The organism is Paenibacillus doosanensis (genome assembly GCF_025060755.1).
GTDB lineage: Bacteria > Bacillota > Bacilli > Paenibacillales > NBRC-103111 > Paenibacillus_S > Paenibacillus_S doosanensis.
The window spans coordinates 25,063-46,460 of record NZ_JANYUY010000044.1 but is presented as its reverse complement, the minus strand read 5'-3'; the positions used below and the strand labels follow the sequence as shown (position 1 = coordinate 46,460).

The 21,398-nt window shown below is 54.7% G+C and carries 13 protein-coding genes and 1 other annotated feature; of the genes, 5 read left to right on the top strand and 8 right to left on the bottom strand.

Translation table 11 applies throughout. The features are described 5' to 3' along the window. Positions 1-297 precede the first annotated feature (297 nt). From N0M98_RS25055 to N0M98_RS25035, 5 genes are all read right to left on the bottom strand, one after another. Positions 298-2,517, bottom strand: coding sequence for a helix-turn-helix domain-containing protein (locus N0M98_RS25055; RefSeq protein WP_259619507.1), 2,220 nt, complete (start codon positions 2,515-2,517; stop codon positions 298-300). A 70-nt stretch (positions 2,518-2,587) separates the two neighbouring features. Continuing rightward, positions 2,588-3,982: a polysaccharide deacetylase family protein gene (locus N0M98_RS25050; RefSeq protein ID WP_259619506.1), complete on the bottom strand. Its 1,395-nt coding sequence runs from the start codon at positions 3,980-3,982 to the stop codon at positions 2,588-2,590. A 269-nt stretch (positions 3,983-4,251) separates the two neighbouring features. Next, complete coding sequence (gene bcp / locus N0M98_RS25045) at positions 4,252-4,722, bottom strand: thioredoxin-dependent thiol peroxidase (RefSeq protein ID WP_249865954.1); 471 nt, start codon at positions 4,720-4,722, stop codon at positions 4,252-4,254. A gap of 74 nt (positions 4,723-4,796) precedes the next feature. After that, positions 4,797-6,107 carry a serine hydrolase domain-containing protein gene (locus tag N0M98_RS25040; protein ID WP_259619505.1) on the bottom strand — a complete coding sequence of 437 codons (1,311 nt, stop codon included), beginning with the start codon at positions 6,105-6,107 and terminating at the stop codon, positions 4,797-4,799. Between the two features lie 88 nt (positions 6,108-6,195). Further along, positions 6,196-6,879 carry a hypothetical protein gene (locus tag N0M98_RS25035; protein WP_259619504.1) on the bottom strand — a complete coding sequence of 228 codons (684 nt, stop codon included), beginning with the start codon at positions 6,877-6,879 and terminating at the stop codon, positions 6,196-6,198. A gap of 218 nt (positions 6,880-7,097) precedes the next feature. Beyond that, positions 7,098-7,374 (top strand) — a binding site (T-box leader). A 59-nt stretch (positions 7,375-7,433) separates the two neighbouring features. On the opposite strand from N0M98_RS25035, the gene metG reads away from it, so the two are divergent. Then, positions 7,434-9,071: a methionine--tRNA ligase gene (gene metG / locus N0M98_RS25030; protein ID WP_259619503.1), complete on the top strand. Its 1,638-nt coding sequence runs from the start codon at positions 7,434-7,436 to the stop codon at positions 9,069-9,071. A 205-nt stretch (positions 9,072-9,276) separates the two neighbouring features. Here the strand turns inward: metG and N0M98_RS25025 are convergent, their stop codons facing one another. The 3 genes from N0M98_RS25025 to N0M98_RS25015 are packed head-to-tail and all read right to left on the bottom strand — an operon-like array spanning position 9,277 to position 11,917. Further along, positions 9,277-10,062 (bottom strand): ABC transporter permease, encoded by a 786-nt coding sequence (locus tag N0M98_RS25025; protein WP_249865958.1) that lies wholly within the window; start codon positions 10,060-10,062, stop codon positions 9,277-9,279. Positions 10,063-10,068: 6 nt separating this feature from the next. Next, positions 10,069-10,863, bottom strand: coding sequence for an ABC transporter permease (locus tag N0M98_RS25020; RefSeq protein WP_249865959.1), 795 nt, complete (start codon positions 10,861-10,863; stop codon positions 10,069-10,071). Then, positions 10,856-11,917: an ABC transporter ATP-binding protein gene (locus N0M98_RS25015; RefSeq protein WP_249865960.1), complete on the bottom strand. Its 1,062-nt coding sequence runs from the start codon at positions 11,915-11,917 to the stop codon at positions 10,856-10,858. Before N0M98_RS25015 ends, N0M98_RS25020 begins: the two co-directional genes overlap by 8 nt. A 308-nt stretch (positions 11,918-12,225) precedes the next feature. Here N0M98_RS25015 and N0M98_RS25010 point away from each other — a divergent pair, with 308 nt between their 5' ends. From N0M98_RS25010 to N0M98_RS24995, 4 genes are all read left to right on the top strand, one after another. Further along, positions 12,226-13,311, top strand: a complete 1,086-nt coding sequence (locus N0M98_RS25010) for an LCP family protein (RefSeq protein WP_249865961.1) — start codon at positions 12,226-12,228, stop codon at positions 13,309-13,311. 171 nt (positions 13,312-13,482) lie between these two features. After that, positions 13,483-14,280 (top strand): PhzF family protein, encoded by a 798-nt coding sequence (locus N0M98_RS25005; RefSeq protein WP_249865962.1) that lies wholly within the window; start codon positions 13,483-13,485, stop codon positions 14,278-14,280. A gap of 180 nt (positions 14,281-14,460) precedes the next feature. Next, entirely contained in the window at positions 14,461-15,822 is a 1,362-nt protein-coding gene (locus N0M98_RS25000) for a glutamate-1-semialdehyde 2,1-aminomutase (RefSeq protein ID WP_259619502.1), read from the top strand. Positions 15,823-16,752: 930 nt separating this feature from the next. Further along, complete coding sequence (locus N0M98_RS24995) at positions 16,753-21,291, top strand: glutamate synthase-related protein (RefSeq protein ID WP_259619519.1); 4,539 nt, start codon at positions 16,753-16,755, stop codon at positions 21,289-21,291. The last annotated feature ends 107 nt before the right edge of the window (positions 21,292-21,398 follow it).

The window sequence follows — 21,398 nt, the reverse complement described above, 5'->3', positions numbered from 1 at the left end:
CCCCAAAGCCGGACGGCCGCAGGCCTCCTCCCGCGCCGAGACGCACAGGGGCCGACTGGACCGCTTCATGGCTTTGCCTCCCTTATGCTTCACATGCGGTGAGTCCAATGTAGCCCATGAGCTTCTCCGCTGACAATGGACAATATTCCGCGAGGTCACCGTTTTCCATTTCAGCCGGTAACGGCGCGTTTTTCCGGCCTGCCGCCGCTTTTTACGCCACCGTTCCAATATCCGAAGCGCAGCGGCAAACAGGCCGCCCGGCGGCGCCGGACGGCCCTATATACAGGGAGCCGGGACTTACCCGGCCTCCTTCTTACGGTACTCTCCGGGCGTAAGCCCGGTCAGCTTCTTGAACACGCGCATAAACGATCTGACGTTCGGATACCCCGACTTCTCGCCGACCTCCTGGACGGACTCGCTCGTCTCCATAAGCAGCTTCTTCGCCTGCATAATGCGCACGTCCGCCAAATAGTCCAGGAAGTTGACGCCGAACTCTTCCTTGAACATTTGGCTGACATACTTAGGATTCAGGTCAAACTCTTCGCTAAGATGCGTCAGCGATAAATCCGGATTGGCGTACTGCTCGTTAATATATTGCTTGACCCGCAGCATCAGCGGATGCTGGCTGCGGGCGTTCCGCAGCTCCTCCATCCGGCGAAAGCCTTCCTTCAGAATCACAGTCATTTCCCGCTCCAGATCGAGGATCGTATCGAGGCGCTCCAATGCCCCGTTCAGCCGCGGAAGCGCCTCCTCGTTCCAAACCGTCTGGAGTTCCCCGGGAAGCTCCGTAATCTCCCGCTGCATATGGTAGATCAAGTAATGGAGCGTCGCGGCAATATCGTCGCTTGCGAACAAGCCGTCCGCCAGCTCGCGGAACAGCTCCTCCAGCTCCAGCTCCCAGTCCCGGTCCCCGAGCCGGTATTTCTGACCGAGCGAGCGCATGACATGCAGATGCTCGTAGACCTCTCCCTGCGATTTGGCGGCGATCTCCCTGTGCTCGATGATCCGGTCGCCGCCGAGCGCGGACTTGTATTTCAAAGCCTCCAGCGCCTCTTCATACGAGCCTGGAACCTCCGCCAAAGACGCCGCCGCTTCTCCGATGCCGACCGTTACGGTAAAATCGAGATGCTGGCTTCCCCACTGTCTCACTTTATCGAACAGCCGCAAGGCGCGTTCCGTCGTCTTCTCCGTCTCCGGCAAATGGGCCAGCACGCTGAGCCGCTGGCTTGAGGTCCATTCCATCCAGACGGCTGCGCCCTCGTTCTGGGCGATCTCGTTCACGACGCTGCTTAATGCGAACTTAAGCAGGTACTGGTCCCTCGTATTGTAACGCGATGCGAAATCCGCGTATTTGTCGATTTCGACGACAGCCATGACGGTCCGCTCCACATGCTCCCGCAGTCCGTACAGCCGCATCTCCTCCTCGAACTCTTCCCGCGCAATCGGCCTGCTCCCTTCGATCACTTCGTTAAAAAAGCTCCGTTTGCGAAAAATAAGGTCTTCCTCGCGCTGCTTCTGGAACGTCATCGTCCGTTCGACCAAATCGTCCAGCGCCGTTTCGATGAAACGGAACTCATCCTGCCCGGACGCGCCGGAAAGCGCGCTGCTTCTTTGTGCGGCGTAAGCGTCGATGCGGGCTAAAATCGACTCGATCGGCTGATAGTTGCGGCGCGTCACATAAACGATCCAGACGATGCCGATGACGACCATCAAGAGGTTCAGCGCGAGCCATACCGATGAGTAGGAGAAAACGAATAGCGGAAGATTATCGCGCAGCAGCCCGCTTTGAACGCGCCATCCGGTATAGTCCGAGGTCACGTCGGACAATAGCTCGCCGTCTGCTTTGCTGTCCAGTATCGGCTGGCCTCTGCGGTCGGTCAGACGAATAAAATTAACGTCGGAATCGGTCATATCTTTAACGAGATTTTGAATGGCCGCCGTCTGCACATTGATCGCGATAATGCCCTGCCGGCCTCCCAGCAGCGGCACGTTCTTAACCAGCGTGACCACCGCCGCCGGCTGTCTCTGATCGTCGAATTCCTTGTAGCTTCTCACATCGGTCCATTTGTAGGAACCGCCTTGCCCGAGAGCCTGCCGAATGAAATCCCGGTCCCCGAACTCGCCCACCGAAGCCATCAGATTATTGCTAAGCACGATCTGATCGGAGGAACGAACCAAATAGATCGAATCGATCATCGGCGTATTAATCATGAGCTCTCTTAGCTTATACGAGACATCGTAGAGCGTCATCGCAGGGTTGCCAGTGTAATACTGGGCAAAAAACTGGCTGATCTGCTCGTTCGTCTGCACTTCCTTGATCATTTGCTGGTCGATCGTTCTCATCGTGTGATCGATCATCTGCATAACGTGCTCCGCGAACACGCCGTTGGCGCGGACCGCCTCTTTCTTGGACAGCTCGCTTGCCGAAATCGCCGACAGCGCAATGAGGGCCAGCGCAATGAAGAAAAAAACCGGCAAATAAGACAACAGCATTCGTTTAAACCAATGTTTTTTCATGCTTTCCTCCGGGCGAAGACTATCATCTTGCACTATTATAGCGCAAATCCCCGCGCGCGCTGAGGTTTATTTAGTAGAGAGGACTGACGACAAACCCGCCGCTCATCGATGCCCGAACCAGCGTATGTCCGTTCTCCTCAGAGCTATCGGCAATACGGCAGCCAAGCGATTGCAGCGTTGCCTGCAAAGGAACGTAAACGGTTCCATCGATCAGCTCCATTTGCGGCAAATGCACGGCAGTCAGCCTGCCTCCCGCCCGGAGACGCAGCTCATGCCGGGAGAAGTCGTATTCCGCCGCATAGCCGCCGTACCGGACGACCGCCGTTCGCTCGCTACCGTCCCAATGAATCTGCCCGCCCATCGCCTCGATCAGCGGCCTCAGCGGCACCTCTTCTAAGCCATGGACCATTCTGTACTGCTCCGCGTCAAGCTGCAGCTGCCGCTCCCCAAGGCGCAGCTCAAGAGGCAGCAGCGGCTCGTCTTTGGCCTTGCCCGCTCCCTTCGGTACGATAGCGAGCGAAGCTCCTTCCTCCTCGCCCGCCGCAGATGCCGTCTTCGTTAGCCCTGCCGCTTCAAGCCCGCGCATATGCTCTCCCGCCTCGGCCAGCAGCTGCTCATGCCCGACTTCCGTGAGCGAGCGCGACCATTTGATTTTACCGCTGGAGAAATGAATCGGCTGCACCTCGGTAGTCAACGAGGCAAAAGCGTAGCCCTTCTCCTTAAACAGCCGGATCACCTCAGGCAGCGCTTTCACACTCTGATCATGACCGGTTCCGTCATGCATAAGCACTACGGTTTCATTCTTGAACGGCCCCTTCTTGACCGTCTGTATAATTTCGCTCGCAGGCACCCCCGGCCTTGCCGAGTCGCCGCTGTCGATATTCCAATCGTAAACTTCGTAGCCCGCTTGGTCGAGATAGTAGAAATAGAAGGCATCGAAGTTGCCGAAGGTCCCTCCGGGAGCCCGGACGAGCCTGGGCCTGATCCCCGCCGCGTCGGCTATGATATCCTCCGTCTGCTGCAGCTGATCCCAGAACGTTTGCGCCCCGGAATAAAGCTCTTTATACACATGATTATACGTATGATTACCGATCGTATGGCCCTCCTCCAGCGCCCGCCGCACCAGCTCCGGATGGGACTTCACTTGCTCGCCCAGCACAAAAAACGTCGCCTTGACATCCTCTTCCTTCAGGATATCGAGCACCTTGGCCGTCAGCGGGCTCGGCCCGTCGTCAAAGGTTAAATAAACGGTCGGCTGCTCGGGAGCTTTGTACTGCTTATCTTTCCAAAGCCTCTGCCCCGATTTCAGCTCGTTATAGGTCGTATGCGCGTCCGCCGCGCTTTCGTCTGCAGCGGCCTGCGCGCCAGTCAAGGGACCCGGAATGGAAAGCCAAGAGAATGTCAAAATCAGGGCCATACATACGCCGACCCGCTTCATAAGCTGGGCCCGGAACAAGTTGAACATGAAGGATCCCTCCGCATAATCTATTAATTGCCGACTTACTAGATTATATGGGAGAAAGCTTGATCCTATGCCTTCAACCGCTCCGCTCCGGCAAAAAAAAGAGCAGTTTCGGTCTCAAGGACCGAAACTGCTCTCGGATCGTCGTCACTACCAGGGAATAGGTTGAAATCGGGGGACAAAGGCGAACGCTACGCTTCTCCAGATTGCCCTCGCTTGCTCACCTGCTTTTTCACCGGACTTTTTCGCCACACTTCCTAGACCCGCCCGCTCTACTTAAGCAGCTCCTGCAAATACCGCAGAACGTCCTCGGCATGGTCTTTGACCCGTACCTTGCGCCATTCCTTCAGCAGGATTCCTTCCGGGTCAACGAGAAAGGTCGAACGTTCCACGCCCATATATTGTTTGCCGTACAACGTTTTCAGCTGCCAAACGCCATATCGTTCCGCAGCCTGGTGGTCCTCATCGGCCAGAAGCATGAACGGCAAGCCGTACTTCTCAATGAATTTGACATGCCGCTTGACAGGATCGACGCTGATTCCGACAATCACGGCGTTCGACGCCTTGAACAGATCGGCACGATCGCGGAAATCGCAGGCTTCCGTCGTACAAGCCGGGGTCATGTCCTTGGGATAAAAATAAATAATGACGTATTTGCCGCGCAAATCGGATAAGTGAACCGGATGCCCGCCGGAGGCGGGAAGCTCGAAATCCGGCGCTTGTTGGCCAACTTGGGTAGTCATAAGTCGCACGCCTCTCCTTTAGCAGTAGATGTTACGAACGAGTATACCGCTAAATGGGCGATTGTACAAACCGGCTATTCCGCTTTGTCCGAGACGGCTTTGAAAGCTTGCAGCGACGCTCGCAATCTTGCTGCGCCTATTTCATTGACAGACAGCGGACGGTCCGCTTTGACCGCAAGCGCCGCTTTCACCATCATCCGCTCCGGCATAATATCGTCATGCTCATTGTTTGCGGTCATAGCCATCACCAGGTTCAGATCCGGCACGACAAAAATCCGCTGTCCCCCCGATCCCGCGGCATAAAACGCTTGGCGATGCCACGTACGGTTCGTCTCGCTGACGATCGGCTTCAGCCACCACAAATAGCCGAACCCGCCCTCCGTACCGTCGTCGTACAGCTGCGTCCCCTGCAGCTGAACCGACTCCTCGACCCACTCCGGCCGGAGAAGCTGATAATTTTCCCAGCGGCCTTTGTGCAAATACAAAAATCCGAGCTTGGCCATATCGCGAGGCGTCAGCTTCAATCCCCAAGAGCCGATTAAGTGCCCTTGCGGGTCCTGGTTCCAAATCACGCTTGTGATGCCGAGCGGATCGAATAAATTGATTTTGGCGAAAGCGCTGAGCGGAAAGCCGAAAGCCCGCTGCGTCAATATCGATAGCAAATGCGCGTCGCCGTTGCTGTATTTGAACGCGGTGCCCGGCTCGTGAGCCATAGGACGACTCCATATATATTCCCCCCAGTTCGGGGCTTCCGTCATTTCCAGAGAGGAGCGCTCGCCGGTATTGTCCCAGTCGATCCCCGAAATCATCGACAGCAGTTCGCTGACCTTGATCCTCGCTTTGCGGGAATCGCCGGCGATCTCCGGGATGAAGTCTTTCATCGGTTGATTCAAATCCCGAATGACCTTCTGCTCCAGCGCCATACCGACGAGAGCCGAAGTAAAGCTCTTGGTGACGGAAAACATCGGATGCAGCTTCCCCGCATCCCAATCCTTATTGTAGCCTTCGGCGACCAGATACCCGTCGCGGATCAGCACGAAGCTGTGGACGTTATGATGCTTGAGCTGATCGACCATGTCCGCAATGACTGCGGAATCCATACCGCGTTCTTCGGGAGAAGCGGTTCGCCAGCCTTCCGTAGGCCAATAATCGGGGGGATTAATCCGAGACAATGACCGGACCATTCGGGAGTCGGAATATTCCAGAACCGTTCCGGCCGCCCGTTCCTCCGTCATCACCGCCGTCTGCGCAGTTGTACTGCCGGGCGTCACCGCTTGAAGAGTTTTCATCATCAGAGGACCGCTGCGCAGCAGGCTTTCTCCCCCAACGGCTTGAATTTTAAGCGCGGAAGCTTGAACTGATTTTTTCTTTTTTCTTTTAGTCATCGTTCTTCCTCCTCCAATATAGTTTTCCGCTTCGAAGCGCAGCATAGCCACCCCTTATTCAAGGGCGGCTGTGCTGTGCTTCGTACGATTATTTATGATGAATAAAGTCCTGCATCGAAGAAGCCATATCCTCCTGCAGCTTGGAGATCAGCTGCTCGTCGTTCCATCCTTTTTCCGCAGCGATATCGGACAAACTCTTGCCGCCTTCCAGTTCCTTCTTCAGCTCGTTTTTAGTTATCCCCAGCAGCTTGGCAAGCGATTCGGCTTGGGGTTTATATTGAAATTGGAACAGGCGCTTGCTTGCTTTCCCGGCCGTTTTCGCCTTATCCTGATAGCCGGTTTTGTTGATCCGCTGCTCAATCTGCTCCCTCGCTTTTTGAGACAATGTATTCGCCTCGTCCTGCGTAATCTGGTTGTCGCCGAGCGCTTCGTCAATGATCCTTTGCGTATCGCCGATCAGCTTAGCAGCCAGCGCATCGCTTGGCATGCCATGATCGGTAGCCGCGTTCGCCAGCGACTTGCCGTTGTGCAGCGCATCCTGCAAATCGTCGTAGTCCATATCGAGAATTCCCGACACTTTGATAACCAGCTCATCCAGCCCCAGATCAACCCGTTTCGACAACGGAATCGATGTATTTACCGCAGCCGTAATCTCCGTGTCGCCGCCATCATCATCCGCATATGCGGAATGCGTCAGTACCCCGCCGTGGCCTCCGATCATTAAAGCCGCCGCTACCGTTCCCGCCATCATTTTTTGTTTGACAGATTTCATGGTTCTCTCCACCTCATCCGTTTATAATCCTATCTTTGCGGGAGCGCCGCTCCCTTCTACAAGTCAAAGTATAGGCGCCAATTATGAATAAATTTTTACGCGAACATGAGCGCAGACTAAATGTTAGCTTAAAATTGGCTTAAAATTTTTAGGTCTCTGCGGCGGGCAAATTTCTGTTGCCTTCGTTCCATTATCTGGTTATAATAGGTAATTAATATCCAATAGCAACGATGGGAAAGAGTAGTTGGAACGCATTCTTTCGAACAGAGAGCTCCGGCGGCTGAGAAGGAGCAAAGAATGGTCCGATGAATATGGTCCCAGAGCTGTGCATCGAACCCGGCGGAAGCCTCCGCGGAAGTAGGCTGCATCGGTCGCGCCCGTTACCGCGCTAGGGTATAACCGCCGAAGCTTCGGCGCCGTACCCGAAGAGAACCGCCCTGTGAAGTGCGGTTAAATTCAAGGTGGTACCGCGTGAGCCAGACTCTCGTCCTTTTACAAGGACGGGAGTTTTTTGTTTTTCCCACTCCCATTTGGTGTATGAAAGGATGAGGACAATGACAATTTTTATCGGAGGAGCATGGCCTTATGCGAACGGCTCGCTTCACTTGGGGCGTGTCGCATCGCTTCTTGCCGGAGACATTCTGGCGCGTTATTTCCGGGCGAAGGGCGAGGACGTGCTGTATGTGTCGGGTAGCGATTGCCACGGCACGCCTATTTCCGTTAGGGCGGATCAGGAAGGCGTGGAGCCGGGCGTGATTGCGGATCGGTATCACGACGAATTCGTGCAATGCTTTCGGAAGCTCGGCTTCTCGTACGATCTCTACACCCGCACGGACGATCCGTTCCACCATCGCGTCGTTCAGGAGCTGTTCGTCAAGCTGCTTGAGACCGGCTGGCTGTACGAGAAGGACGTCCGGCAAATGTACTGCGGAGAATGCCGCCGCTTCCTGCCTGACCGCTATGTCGAAGGCTGCTGTCCCCACTGCGGCCATACCGCTCGCGGCGATCAATGCGACGCTTGTTCTTCGCTGCTCGATCCTTCGGAGCTTCTCGAGCCGAAGTGCAAGCTGTGCGGGGATCATCCGGAAACTCGCGGCACGGAGCATTATTTTCTGGCGCTGTCCCGCTTCCAGCAGTCATTGGAGCAGTACGCTCGCGATCAAGCCGCCGGCTGGAGAGACAATGCCAAGGAGCTTACGCAAAGATATTTGAACGAAGGGCTTCATGACCGGGCGGCCACGCGGGATTTGTCTTGGGGAGTCGATGTTCCTCTGGAGGGCTGGGAAGGGAAAAAAATATACGTATGGATCGAAGCGGTCAGCGGGTATTTGTCCGCAAGCATGAAGTGGGCTGCCGATAACGCAGCGGACTGGCGGCCCTATTGGTCGGAACAGGCGACCTCCTACTTTGTGCACGGCAAAGATAATATCCCGTTCCATACGCTTATTCTTCCGGCGCTGCTAATGGGGGCGGGAGAACTGCATCTGCCGGATCGGATTTTATCCAGCGAATATTTGACCCTCGAAGGACGCAAATTTTCGACCAGCAGCAACTGGGCCGTGTGGCTTCCCTACATGCTGGAAAAGTACGCTCCGGATTCGTTGCGCTATTTTCTGATTGCTAACGGTCCGGAGCAGCGCGATACCAATTTTTCGTGGAGAGAGTTCATTTACAGCCATAATGGAGAACTGCTGGGCGCCTTCGGCAACTTTGTAAACCGCAATTTGCAATTTATCGTAAAGGCTTTTCAGGGCATAGTACCCGGCGGCCGGATGAATACGGAGATAGCCGAGCGCCTTCGGCGGCTGTATCCGCATATTGGCGCAGCGTTGGAAGCGGGCAGATGCAAGGAAGCGCTGGAGGAAATTTTCGCGTTTATCCGCAGCGGGAACAAATATTTCGACGGCCGTCAGCCGTGGCGGCAGGTGAAGGAAGCGCCGGAGGAAGGCGCGGATACGCTGTTTACCTGCGTCCAGATCATCGCCAATTTATCGAACCTGCTCTCCCCTTTTCTTCCGTTTGCCTGCGATTCCATTCGCTCGTTCCTCGGTCTGGCACAGAAGCCGGGCTGGAGCTATATCGAAGTCCCGCCGCATAGCGCGCTTCATGCGCCCGCGCCTTTATTCGAACGGCTCGATACGGGGTTGATCGAAGAGGAGACGGCGAGGCTGAAAGCGGCAGCGAGCCGTTAACCGCTCCGTTTGGCAATCGCTAACGTGAGAGAACCGTCTATCGGGTTCTTTTCAGAAACGCGCGATCGCGGTAGTCGGAAGTTTTTTACCGCCAATAGGAAAAATAGCCGCCCCCTGCTTCCTCCGCCCGTTCCCCCGTCTTTACGGGAGATGCGGTACGAAGAGCAGAAGGCGGCAGCCTTTGCGTACTTTCATGTGAAGTAGATTAGGAGCCGGCGCCGCGGTAGCGTTTAACCCCAAAGTTCCACACCAGGAGCGCCACCGTCAGGAATACGATCCCGACGACCGGGGTGAGCAGAGCGAACGTCCCCCAGTTTTGCCGGTCCAGGAAGTACGCTGCGGGATAAAATCCGACGAAGCCGAACGGCAGCACCCACGTCAGCAGCACGCCGATAAGCTTGTTGTAGATCGTCATCGGGTAGCGGCCGTAGTTTTGCAAATTCCACAGCAGCGGCAGGATTCCGGTCGGCGAATCGGAGAAAAACGACAACGCCGTGAAGAAAATATATACTCCGCCGTAAATCATAATGGAGCCGGCCACCAGCAGCACGAACACGAACGGATCGTACCAGGTTAACCCCAGCCCGAGCTGCGACCAGGAAAACACCATAATAACAAAGCCGGTCAAGGCGCTGAACAGCGACGACGGGTCGATATTTTCCAACATCAGCTGAATCAGATTGTACGCCGGACGCGTTAAAATCCGGTCCATTTCCCCTTTGACGATGTACCTCTCGCTAAAATTCCACAGATTAAAAAAGGTAATAAAAATACCGTAAGGAACCATAAAGTATCCATAGATGAACATAACCTGCTGCTCGTTCCACGATCCGATTTGCTGCGTATGCTGAAATACGACGAGGATGAAAAATAAGTTTAACCCGTTAAACAGCAGATCGGATAACACTTCGATCCAAAAGTCGGAGCGGTATTCCATTCTCGTTTTCATATAATTTTTCAAATAATCGATAAACAGCCCGGCATAAAACATCGTTCTTTACCCTCCCTGCACAAACAGCCGCTTCCGCGCGCTGCGCCACAATAAGAACAACGGGATGATCAGCAGCGCGAACCAGAGCAGCTGTACGCCGAGCACTTCGTATACCGCCCCGCCCGCTACTTTGCCCGTAAACACGGCGCTCGGCAAATAGGTAATCGCCTGAAACGGCAGCAGCTTCAGCAGCCCTTCGGCCCAGCCGGGGAAAAACGACATCGGGATGACGAGCCCGGAGAACAGATCGACGGCAACCCGCTTCATGCGCATCATGCCTTCATTATTTTCAAGAAAAAACGCGAACAAACCCGTAATGATGTTAATCTGAGAATTGATCAGGAAGCTAAACAGCAGCATGACCAGGAAAACGCCCCATACTCCGGGGTCCGTAGGCAGCTTGACCGGGAACAAAAACGATACGATGACCATGCCCGGCGTAGAAAACAGCAGGAGGCGGAAGATGCCTTCGCCGAAGCCCTGCATCATTTTGACAATGATATAGTTGTAAGGCCTTATGAATTGCACGGCTACGCTGCCGTCCTTGATCTCGTTCGCAATTTCGCGGTCCAGATTGTTGAAGTAAAACGCCCGAGCCATCCAGGAGACGGCGACATAGGTCGTCATCTGGCCTACGGTCATGCCGCCCAGCTCTTCGCTCGCGCCGTAGATCGCCTTCCACAGAAAATAATACGCTCCGATATTCAGAGCATAAATAATAATGCCGCTGTAGTAATTGACCCGGTAAGCGAGCATCATCAAAAACCGGATGCGGATCATGTCGACATAAGCGCTAAGCATGACGGTGCACTTCCTCTTCCTGCGCCGCAGCCGCTTCTCTCGCCTGCTTCGTCTCAGCCGAGCCGGATTGGTAAATTTCTCTGACAATGTCGTCCGTGTTCGTCTCAACAATCTTGATGTCTTCGATCGACGTGACGCTCACTACGCGGCTCAGCACCTCCGATACGTTGGCGCGCTGCTGCGGAATCCAAACCTTGGCCGTCAGCTCGTTATCCAGCGACCACTGGACTTCGAGACCTTGCGTCAGCTCGCGCAGCCGCTCGATCGATACGGCCTCGGCGAACTGCAGGATCACTTCCTTGCCCTTACCCCACTTGGCCTTAAGCTCCTCCAAGCCGCCGTCATAAATGATGCGGCCGTCATCGAGCATAATGACGCGGGAGCACAGCGCCTCGATATCCTGCAAGTCGTGGGTGGTGAGCAAAATCGTCGTTTCGTACCGCTGATTCATCTGTTTCAGAAATTCGCGGATTTCCGTCTTCACCACGATATCGAGACCTATCGTCGGCTCATCGAGGAATACGATTTGCGGATTGTGCAGCAGCGAGGCCGCGAGCTCACAGCGCATCCGCTGTCCCAAGCTGAGCTTCCGGACCGGACGGGCCAATAGCTCCGATAATTGCAGCCGCTCGACCAGCTCGTCCAGCCGTTTCTTGAAATCGGCCTCCGGTACGCGGTAAACCTTTTTCAGCAGCTGGAACGATTCGATCACTCCGATATCCCACCATAGCTGGCTGCGCTGACCGAACACGACGCCGATGCCGCGGACGAACTTCTCGCGCTCCTGAAACGGAATGTAGCCGTTGACGCGGATATCGCCGGATGTAGGCACCAAAATACCGGTAAGCATTTTGATCGTAGTCGATTTGCCCGCTCCGTTCTCGCCGATATAACCGCATATTTCCCCTTTGGGAATTTGGAAGCTAATGTCTTTAACCGCCCGCACTTGGTTATACTCACGTCTAAACAGGTCTTGGACGGCACCTTTAAGACCTTCGCGGTTTTTCTGCACTCTGAATTCCTTGCGAAGGTTGCGCACTTCGATAGCTTGCATGATTCCCTCCTGCTTATACAATTAGATGTTTGTAGCGATGCTTGTTTGTCAGAACATGGCGAAACTTGCTATAAGGAAACAGATCAAATTATAATGAAAGTAGCGCTTCCCGAATCATTTCGGGTTTATGCGGCCAATGAAGTTCGACTGCCAGCCCCAATCTTTTACATATTGCGACGGGGATTCCACTCTTTCCTAGATCAACCATGCATGTTCCTGCAGCATCTTCAAAACCTATACACGTTATCATACACGAACCGTTTGCAAAGGGAAAGCGACTGACAACTTCAAGGAAAGGATCGGATGAGATGGTCAAAAAAATCAAATGGACGCTGTTCGCGGCGCTGCTCCTGCTGCTGGTAGGAACCGGGTATTATACATACGCTTTTTTGCATTTCGCCAATAACATTCAGTCCAAACCCGAGAATACCAAGCTGTTTAGCGGGGTTACGGCCCAAAACACGACGAAAGTATCCGAAACCTATACGCCGCCCAAATGGGAAGGCAAACAGCGCGTCAATGTCCTGCTTCTGGGAGGGGATTCCCGCGGACTGAAAAAAAATGAAATTCCCCGATCGGACACGCTAATGGTCGCTTCTATCGATCCGATAACGAAAAAAGCGTATCTGTTCTCTATTCTTCGCGACACGTATGTCAAAATTCCGGGTCAAGGGGAAGACCGCATCAATGCGGCTTTGGCGTTAGGCGGACCGAACCTGGCGATGAAGACGGTCAGCGATCTGCTCGGCATTCCTATTCAATATTATGTATATACCGATTTTAAAGGCTTTATCGCTTTAGTGGATGCCATCGGAGGGATCGATATCGACGTCGAGAAGGATATGAAATATTCCGACTCCGAGGACGGCCACGAATACGATATTAATTTAAAAAAAGGGATGCAGCATCTGAACGGCAATACGGCGCTGCAATATGTCCGGTTCCGCCACGATGCGTTGAGCGATTTCGCCCGAACGGAACGGCAGCGTAAATTCATACAAGCGGTCGTGGATAAAATGCAGTCGACGGCGTCGTTAATCAGACTGCCCAAAGTTTTGAACAGCATCGATCCTTATATCGAAACGAATTTGTCAATGACCGATATGCTGAAGCTCGGTACGCTCGGCTATGAAGCCAAGACGGAAGGCATGGCCAGCGAACAAATTCCTCCGTCCGGGCTGCTGCTCGAAAAGCGCGTCGGCGGCGCGGAAGTGCTGTCCGTCAATAAAGATAAACTGCAGGCTTACATCCGCAACTTGTTCGACGAGCAAAACTCGGACGAAACGAGTCCCGTTCCCGCTTCCAAGGAGAAGCCGAAGAGCGGTCCTACGACCAGTAAAAGCAGCGGATCGGCCATCTTGTCAAGTACTCCCAGCGGTTCCGTCTACCGGTAGCCGCTGGGCAAGCAGCCGCATATTCGCTTAGAGGAACCTTGAGATGCGATCCAAGCTCAGGTTCCTTTTTCCTTCATTTTCAGAAAACGGGCATTTACAATATAATAGAGAGAAGCACTTTGTCGGCCATCGCTTAAGGAACTGCATCTTAATTTGAAGGAGATGTTCGGAATGATTCCTATTTATACGGTTGATGCCTTTACCTCCTCCCCTTTTTCAGGAAACCCCGCGGCGGTATGCGTGGTACAGGAATTCCCTCCCGACGATAAATGGCTTAGGAAGGTTGCGGCCGAGATGAACTTGTCCGAGACCGCCTTTCTATGTCCGATGGATCAAGTCGGCAACTACCGTTTGCGTTGGTTTACTCCGGCGGGAGAAGTGGATTTATGCGGGCACGCGACCTTGGCCAGCGCTCAGGTGCTGTGGGAAAGCGGCGTTGCCTACCGGATCGAGCAGCTTCGCTTCCATACGCGCAGCGGCCTGCTGACCGCCAAGAGAGTCGACGGCGGCATCGAGCTGAATTTCCCGGCGGAACCCGTATCTCCTTGCGAGGCCCCGCCGCAGTTAGCGGAAGCGATAGGTTTCGAACCGAGGGCCGTATACAAGAACCGGATGGATTATTTGATCGAGCTTCCAAGCGAGCAGGCGGTGCGGGAGTTTCGGCCGGATTTCAGAGCGCTTAAGGAGCTGCCCGGAAGAGGCCTGATCGTAACAAGCCCGGCGGACGATCCGGAGGTCGATTTCGTCTCCCGCTGCTTCTTCCCGGCCCTCGGCATCGATGAGGACCCGGTCACCGGATCGGCTCACTGCGCGCTGGCTCCGTACTGGAAGGAGAAGCTCGGCAAAACCCAGTTCAAAGCCAGACAGCTCTCGTCCCGGACCGGCGAGCTGAAGCTCAGGCTGTCGGGAGAACGCGTGCTTATCCAAGGCCAAGCGGTCATTATCGTCAAAGGGCTGCTGCTGCATTAAGAGCAGTCCCGGCTGCACGGCCCATGCCTTTGAGGAAACCGTCTTTCGACGTCCTTTTCAAAGAGGCGCGACCGCTTCTTAGCGGAAATTTTTATCGCCAATCCAACCGCTGTTCATACGCGATTTGTCGCTGTAAATATCTTAAACATTCTGATGCGGTAAGAAAAGGAGTCCTTATTTATGACATCGCCATCCATACAAACAAAAAACCGGCCTCGTTCGGAGGCGCTTTATAAAGAAGCGCTGCAGCATATCGTCGGCGGGGTGAACAGCCCCTCCCGTTCCTTCAAGGCCGTCGGAGGAGGCGCGCCCGTCTTCATGAAGCGCGGGCAGGGCGCTTACTTCTGGGATGAGGACGGCAACCGCTATATCGATTATTTAGCGGCCTACGGCCCGATCATCCTGGGTCACGGCCATCCGCAAGTGACCGCCGCAATATGCCGCGCCGCCGAAAACGGCACGCTGTACGGCACGCCGACGGAGCTTGAAATCGAGTTCGCTCGCATGATCAAATCGGCGATTCCGTCGCTCGATAAAGTGCGCTTCGTCAACTCCGGCACCGAGGCCGTCATGACGACGATCCGGGTGGCCCGAGCTTATTCCGGACGCAACAAGATCATCAAATTTGCCGGCTGCTACCACGGCCATTCCGATCTGGTGCTTGTCGCCGCGGGGTCGGGCCCGTCGACCCTCGGCATCCCGGACAGCGCCGGCATTCCGATGAGTATCGCCAGCGAGGTCATCACGGTGCCGTTCAACAACCTCGAAGCGCTGCACGCGGCGCTTGAGCGTTGGGGCGAAGACGTCGCGGCGGTGATGGTCGAGCCCATCGTCGGCAACTTCGGCATGGTCATGCCGAAGCCCGGTTTCCTCGAAGGGCTGTGCGCCGCCGCCCGCAGCCACGGCTCCCTCGTCATCTACGACGAGGTGATCACTGCGTTCCGCTTCCATTACGGAGCGGCGCAAACGTTCGATGGCCTTCAGGCGCCGAGCCTCGCGGCCATCGAGCCCGACTTGACGGCCCTCGGCAAAATCATCGGCGGCGGGCTGCCGATCGGGGCCTATGGGGGCCGCAAGGACATCATGGAGCAGGTAGCGCCCTTGGGCCCGGCTTATCAAGCCGGGACGATGGCGGGCAACCCTGCTTCGATCTCCGCAGGCATCGCATGCCTGCAGGCGCTTGCCGAGCCGGGAGTGTACGACCGGCTCGATCGGCTGGCCGCCCGGCTCGAGGCCGGCCTGGCCGAAGCCGCGCGCGAGCACGGCATCGCGCTGACGATCAACCGTATTCGCGGCGCTCTCTCCACCCATTTCTGCGATCATCCGGTGACCGATTATGATGAAGCGCAGAATACGGACGGCGAGCAATTCGCCCGCTTTTTCCGGCTCATGCTGGAGCAGGGCATCTGCCTCGCTCCGTCCAAGTATGAGGCATGGTTCATGACGACGGCTCATACCGAAGCCGATATCGCCGAGACGATCGAAGCGGCCGGACGAGCGTTCTCAGTGATGTCCGCCGCCGGCAGCGGGGCGCACAAGTAGCCCGAGGCCGGACACAGCCGGAACAAACCGAATAGAAAAAATAATGCAATGAATCGCCGCTTCCCGCGGCGGTTCTTTTTTTAACACCACCGTCTTAAATGAAATGTCCGCCGCCGGGATAAGAACGATGTGTGCGGCCGCAGCATAATCTAATAAAGCAGCGCCCACGCAACCGCAGCGGACCGATGTAACATTTGAGGACATAGAACAATTGGGGAGATTCTTTTTTCCGCAATCGGTTCATCTTCGCAGTCGTGGGCGGACGTCCTATTGGGCGAATCTGCACTCGGCTCCGTTATTTTCAGAGTTTTTTTCTCCAAAGATGATTTTTTCAGTAAATAATGGTTATTTTTAAATGGTAAAAATATTTACAACATACTGGTACCAAATATGCTGATATTTCCCATGTCAGCTTTTTTCAAATAAAAAACGAACTTTCGCCTTGTCCATGTAATGTTTTGTTCGCTTTTATAAACATGCCATAAATGTGAGTTTTTTGCCTTTATTCACCAATTATGCAAAATAGACAGCGCTTACAGGGCCCGTTTCCATTCAAAGTTCTATTGTGCAACCAGCAATTTCGTGATATTCTATAAATACTTTATTTGTAATAAAATCGGCTAATTCATAAGGTTTTTGGCATGTTGGCCGTATCGATATGCGCTCATTTTGACGAGGTGGGCACATTTTATTTTTTTGTTGCCTCGCACACCAACGCTTTACAGCGCCTACGACAAGCAGCAGCGGAGCCTAATTATGCAGAAAAAATGAATTTTTATACATTACATGCAATGTAATGTATTGGATGAATTGAGTCTGCTTTGTTATCGCCGCAAGAACATGAACAAACCTTGCTTAAGACGATTTAGACCCGCATACTTTTTATGGGAGGTGACGGTCAGCCTGCTGACCACAAAAATGAATGAAATAATGCGTAACGAAGGCCGTTTTCAGAATTTGTTAGGTACTGAGCACGACAGCTGCGGTATCATCTGCATCGTAGAGAAGGACGGTTTCCCATCTCGCGATAATATTCAGAAAACGATTGATGCCCTTGTCAAAATGGAACATCGTTCGGGCTTTATTAACGGCGAAGGCGACGGATGCGGTATTTTGACCGACATTCCAAGAGCGCTTTGGGAGAAAAAATTGACGGATGCCGGTCTGGACGGCAAACTCGCTTATGACGAGCGTTTCTCTGTCGCCCATATCTTCGTTCCTCGCAAACTGGATATTTCGGTGGCCGACATGCAGCAAGGCATTCGCGAGCTGTTCGCCCAATTCGAGGTTTCCATTATAATGGAACAAGAAAATCAGGTCGACAGCAGCGTGCTTGGCGAGAACGGCCGCAACGACGAGCCTACCTTCTGGCAAATCGCCGCGATCTGTGACAAGAAAGAAGTTGTAGTGGCGGACCATCTGTTCGAGCTTCACGTAGCTATCGAAAACCGCTATACCGTGCACGTAGCTACCCTCAGCAACGTAACCGCCGCTTACAAAGTGATGGGCGCCGCCAGCATTCTTCCTAAATACTACAACGATACCCGCGATCCGTTGTTTGCTGCTCAAGTCACCATCGGTCACAACCGTTATTCCACCAACACGCAATCCAGCTTCTTCCGTGTACAACCGTTCTCGTTGCTCGGCCATAACGGAGAAATCAATACGGTGAAGAAAATGCGCCTTGAGGCGGACATGGTCGGCGTCCAGCTCGTTGAGAGCGGCAGCGACTCCCAAGACATGAACCGCACGATCGAGACCTTCATTCACCGCTTCGGCATCAGTCTGTTTGAAGCTATGGAAGTCGTATTCCCTCCTATTATCAACGAAATGAAACAATTCCGTCCTGAGTTGCAAGACCTTTATGTATATTATCGTCAAATTTGGGGCCATTACGCTCAAGGCCCGGCCGGTATCGTATCCCGCTACGGCAATGAATGTATTTTCAGCGTCGATGCGCTCGGTCTTCGTCCGGTATGGATGGTAGAGAGCGAAACATCGCTGTACTTCTCCTCCGAGCAAGGCGTCATTACGGTTGACGAGATGGTAGCCGATCCGAAACCGATCGCTCCGGGCGAAAAAGTCGGCGTCATCCTTACGCCGGGCGAGCACGTCCAAGTCATCCCGTATTCCGCCGTGCAAGATCTGGTGTACGAGCGTGCCAGCAAACGAATTCAGTTCCAAGGCATGCGCAAGCATCTGAAGGATGAATTGCCTGCAATCGAAGCGGCCGCTCAGGAAGATGTTGTCGTTACCGATGCGCTGTACAGCTCATTTGGCTGGGACCGCGAAGGCATCCAAATGATCGAAACGATGTCCGAAACCGGTGCAGAACCGATTCGTTCCTTAGGCCATGACGGACCGCATGCATGTATTAACTGGGAGCGCCAGAATATTCCCGACTTCATCAAAGAGAGCGTAGCCGTCGTAACGAACCCTGCGATTGACCGCGACCGCGAAATGGAGCATTTCTCCACCCGCGTCGTTGTCGGTCCTCGTCCGAAAGTATACGGACAGCCGGACTCCCGCCTCCGCGTCGAGCTGCTGACGCCGCTTGTATTGGAAGGCAGCAACGGCATCGACTCCTTGGCAGAGATCGGGCAACCAAGCTTTGAGCAGCTGCGCGCTTTGTTCACAGCGCAAGGCGAGCAAGCCGTAACGACGCTGTCGCTTACGTTCGCCCGCGGAACATCCTTGAAGGACGCTTTGGACCAACTGGCCGCCGATGCTATCGCTGCGGTGAAGAACGGTTCCGTGCTGCTCATTCTGGACGACGCCGGTACGCATCAAAACGACCGTCTGTTCATGGACCCGCATCTGGCCGTTTCCAAAGTCGACATCGCACTTCGCGCGGAAAAATTGTCGCTCGGCGACAACCTGCGCCGTCAAACGACCGTTGTGCTGCGCACGGGCGCTATCCGCAATCTGCATGATATCGCGGTTGCCTGCGGTCTTGGCGTCGATATCGTATCTCCGTACTTGCTGTTTGCTACAGCCGCAAACAAGAACGGTGCTCCGGCCGCACGCAAAGTGTACGCCGCTTTGACCAAAGGCTTGGAGAAAGTGATCTCCACCATCGGTACGCACGAGCTGCGCGGTTACACCCGCTTCTTCTCGTCGATCGGCCTGAAGCCGGAAGTATCCGATGTGCTGGATATCGTCAACTACTTGGGCAGCGATAACGCAGGTACCGGCTTTGCCGAGCTGGAGAAGGACGCGGAAGCCCGTCATATGGACTTCTCGAATCCGAAAGCCAAAGCGGCCCGCAATTTCCACTTTTTCCAACGGATGTGGAAGGCTCTGGGCGAGGCGGCTGCAGGAACGGCGCCTTACAGCGACTACCGCGATAAGCTGCGCGAAGAAGAAAAACGCAATCCGATTTCCATCCGTCACGTTGCCGACTTCAACTTTGACAAGTCGCATCAGGAAGGCCGCAAGCCTCTGGACCCTGCTCAAGTCGATATCGGTATCGGCGGTCACGATTTGCCAATGCTGATCTCCTCCATGTCGTTCGGTTCCCAGAACGAAACCGCGTTCCGCGCTTATGCGGAAGCCGGCGAGCGTCTGAACATGGTCACCATGAACGGCGAAGGCGGAGAGATTAAAGATATGCTCGGCCGTTACAAAAGAACGCGCGGCGCGCAAGTCGCATCCGGACGTTTCGGCATCAACGTGGAATTGGCTAATGCCGTAGCCTTCCTCGAAATCAAAATCGGTCAAGGCGCAAAACCGGGCGAAGGCGGTCACCTGCCGGGCTCCAAGGTTACAGCCAAGATCGCGGCAGCCCGTAACGCTACGATCGGTTCCGACTTGATCTCGCCGTCCAACAACCACGATATTTACTCTATCGAGGATTTGGCGCAAATCATCTCCGAGCTGAAAGAAGCAAGCGGCCGCAAAGCCAAAATCAATGTTAAAGTTCCTGTCGTTCCGGGTATCGGTACGATTGCCGTAGGTGTTGCCAAAGCGGGTGCAGACGTCATTACGCTGTCCGGCTTCGACGGCGGTACCGGTGCGGCTCGTATCCACTCCTTGACGCATGTAGGCCTGCCTACCGAAATCGGTACGAAATTGGCTCACGTCGCTTTGATCGAAGCAGGACTTCGTCACAAAGTCGAGCTGTGGTCCGACGGCGGCTTGAAATCCGGCGCAGACGTGGTCAAAATGATGATGCTCGGCGCCAACCGCTGCGGATTCGGCAGTATTTCCATGCAGGCTATCGGCTGCACCACCTGCCGCGGCTGCCATCTGGACACTTGCCACGTCGGTATCGCAACGCAAATCGACTCGATGGAGGAAGCCGAAGAAAAAGGTCTTCGCCGCTTCGTGCCGCGCGTCTTTGAAACGGCGGTCGATTCCCTCGTTCGCCTGTACGGAGGCATGGGTCAAGAAATCCGCGAGATCGTCGCTCAACTCGGCTTCTCCAGCGCGCAAGAGCTTGTCGGCCGTTCCGACCTGCTGCAGCAAATTAGCTGCCTGGATAAAATCGACTTGTCCGACATCCTGCGTCCGGCTCCGCTTTCCTTCGCTGCCGCTCAAGATGCTCAGCTGGAAGCAGCGGCTACAGTATCCTCCGATATCCGTATCGCAGCCGGTGCCGAAGGTCAAGAATTTTTCCCGGATTCCTTGTCCTTCGACGCTCCAATCAGCCGCAGATGGTCCAAAGTGGACGCGGAATCCCGTATCTTGGGAAGCCGCTATGCCAGCCATCGCGTCAGAGACCGTTTCGACGGAAGCTATGACGAATTGCCTCCGGTATCGCTCACATTGACGGACGGTTCCGTTCCCGGTAACGGCCTCGGCGCATTTAATGCCCGCGGCGTCGACATTACCGTTCACGGCGGTGCCGAAGACGGCGTCGGCAAAATGGCATTCGGCGGTAAAGTGGCGATTCTGAAATCGCCTGGCACTCACGGCCAGTTCATCAACGGTTCCGTAGGTAAGTCGTTCGGATACGGTGCGCAAAAGGGTTTGTTCCTGATCCAGGGCAATGCGGATACTCGCGCCTGCATCCGCTTCTCCGGTGCAGACGTTGTCTTCGGCGGCGAAATTACGTCTCCGCTTGAGGATGAGCTCGGCGGTCTTGCTGCCCGCGCGAATCTGAAAGGCTTCGCGTTCGAGTACATGACCAACGGCCGCGCCGTCGTACTGGGCGATCCGGGTCCATGGATTTGCGCAGGGATGACCGGCGGTGTCATCTATCAACGTCTGAACCCTGAAATGGGTATGGACATTGCGGCTATCGAACGCCGTATCGCCAAAGGCGCGAAAGTGAAAATCGAGCCGGTCGGTCCACAAAGCATCAAGGATCTGAACGAACTGCTCGGCGCCTACCATCAAGAACTGCTGGCTTCCGGTCAAACCGAAGCCGCCGAGAAAGCAGCTTACTTGCTGGCGAACCTTGAAACCAGCTTCGTGCGTATCGCACCGGTGAACCTGCAAGCCGACCAATCGGTCGCTACCGAATAAGTTCATTGGCTTAAGTTAAAAATCCCACAGGAGCCTTCGCGTTCCTGCGGGATTTTTTGTTATGCGTACGGCGAGGTGCAAAGGACTTCCTTACGCATTTTCATTGC

Coding starts and splice junctions, on each gene's coding strand:
- N0M98_RS25055 (WP_259619507.1), bottom strand. CDS start 2,517: ATGAAAAAACATTGGTTTAAACGAATGCTGTTGTCTTATTTGCCGGTT.
- N0M98_RS25050 (WP_259619506.1), bottom strand. CDS start 3,982: ATGTTCAACTTGTTCCGGGCCCAGCTTATGAAGCGGGTCGGCGTATGT.
- bcp (WP_249865954.1), bottom strand. CDS start 4,722: ATGACTACCCAAGTTGGCCAACAAGCGCCGGATTTCGAGCTTCCCGCC.
- N0M98_RS25040 (WP_259619505.1), bottom strand. CDS start 6,107: ATGACTAAAAGAAAAAAGAAAAAATCAGTTCAAGCTTCCGCGCTTAAA.
- N0M98_RS25035 (WP_259619504.1), bottom strand. CDS start 6,879: ATGAAATCTGTCAAACAAAAAATGATGGCGGGAACGGTAGCGGCGGCT.
- metG (WP_259619503.1), top strand. CDS start 7,434: ATGACAATTTTTATCGGAGGAGCATGGCCTTATGCGAACGGCTCGCTT.
- N0M98_RS25025 (WP_249865958.1), bottom strand. CDS start 10,062: ATGTTTTATGCCGGGCTGTTTATCGATTATTTGAAAAATTATATGAAA.
- N0M98_RS25020 (WP_249865959.1), bottom strand. CDS start 10,863: ATGCTTAGCGCTTATGTCGACATGATCCGCATCCGGTTTTTGATGATG.
- N0M98_RS25015 (WP_249865960.1), bottom strand. CDS start 11,917: ATGCAAGCTATCGAAGTGCGCAACCTTCGCAAGGAATTCAGAGTGCAG.
- N0M98_RS25010 (WP_249865961.1), top strand. CDS start 12,226: ATGGTCAAAAAAATCAAATGGACGCTGTTCGCGGCGCTGCTCCTGCTG.
- N0M98_RS25005 (WP_249865962.1), top strand. CDS start 13,483: ATGATTCCTATTTATACGGTTGATGCCTTTACCTCCTCCCCTTTTTCA.
- N0M98_RS25000 (WP_259619502.1), top strand. CDS start 14,461: ATGACATCGCCATCCATACAAACAAAAAACCGGCCTCGTTCGGAGGCG.
- N0M98_RS24995 (WP_259619519.1), top strand. CDS start 16,753: ATGCGTAACGAAGGCCGTTTTCAGAATTTGTTAGGTACTGAGCACGAC.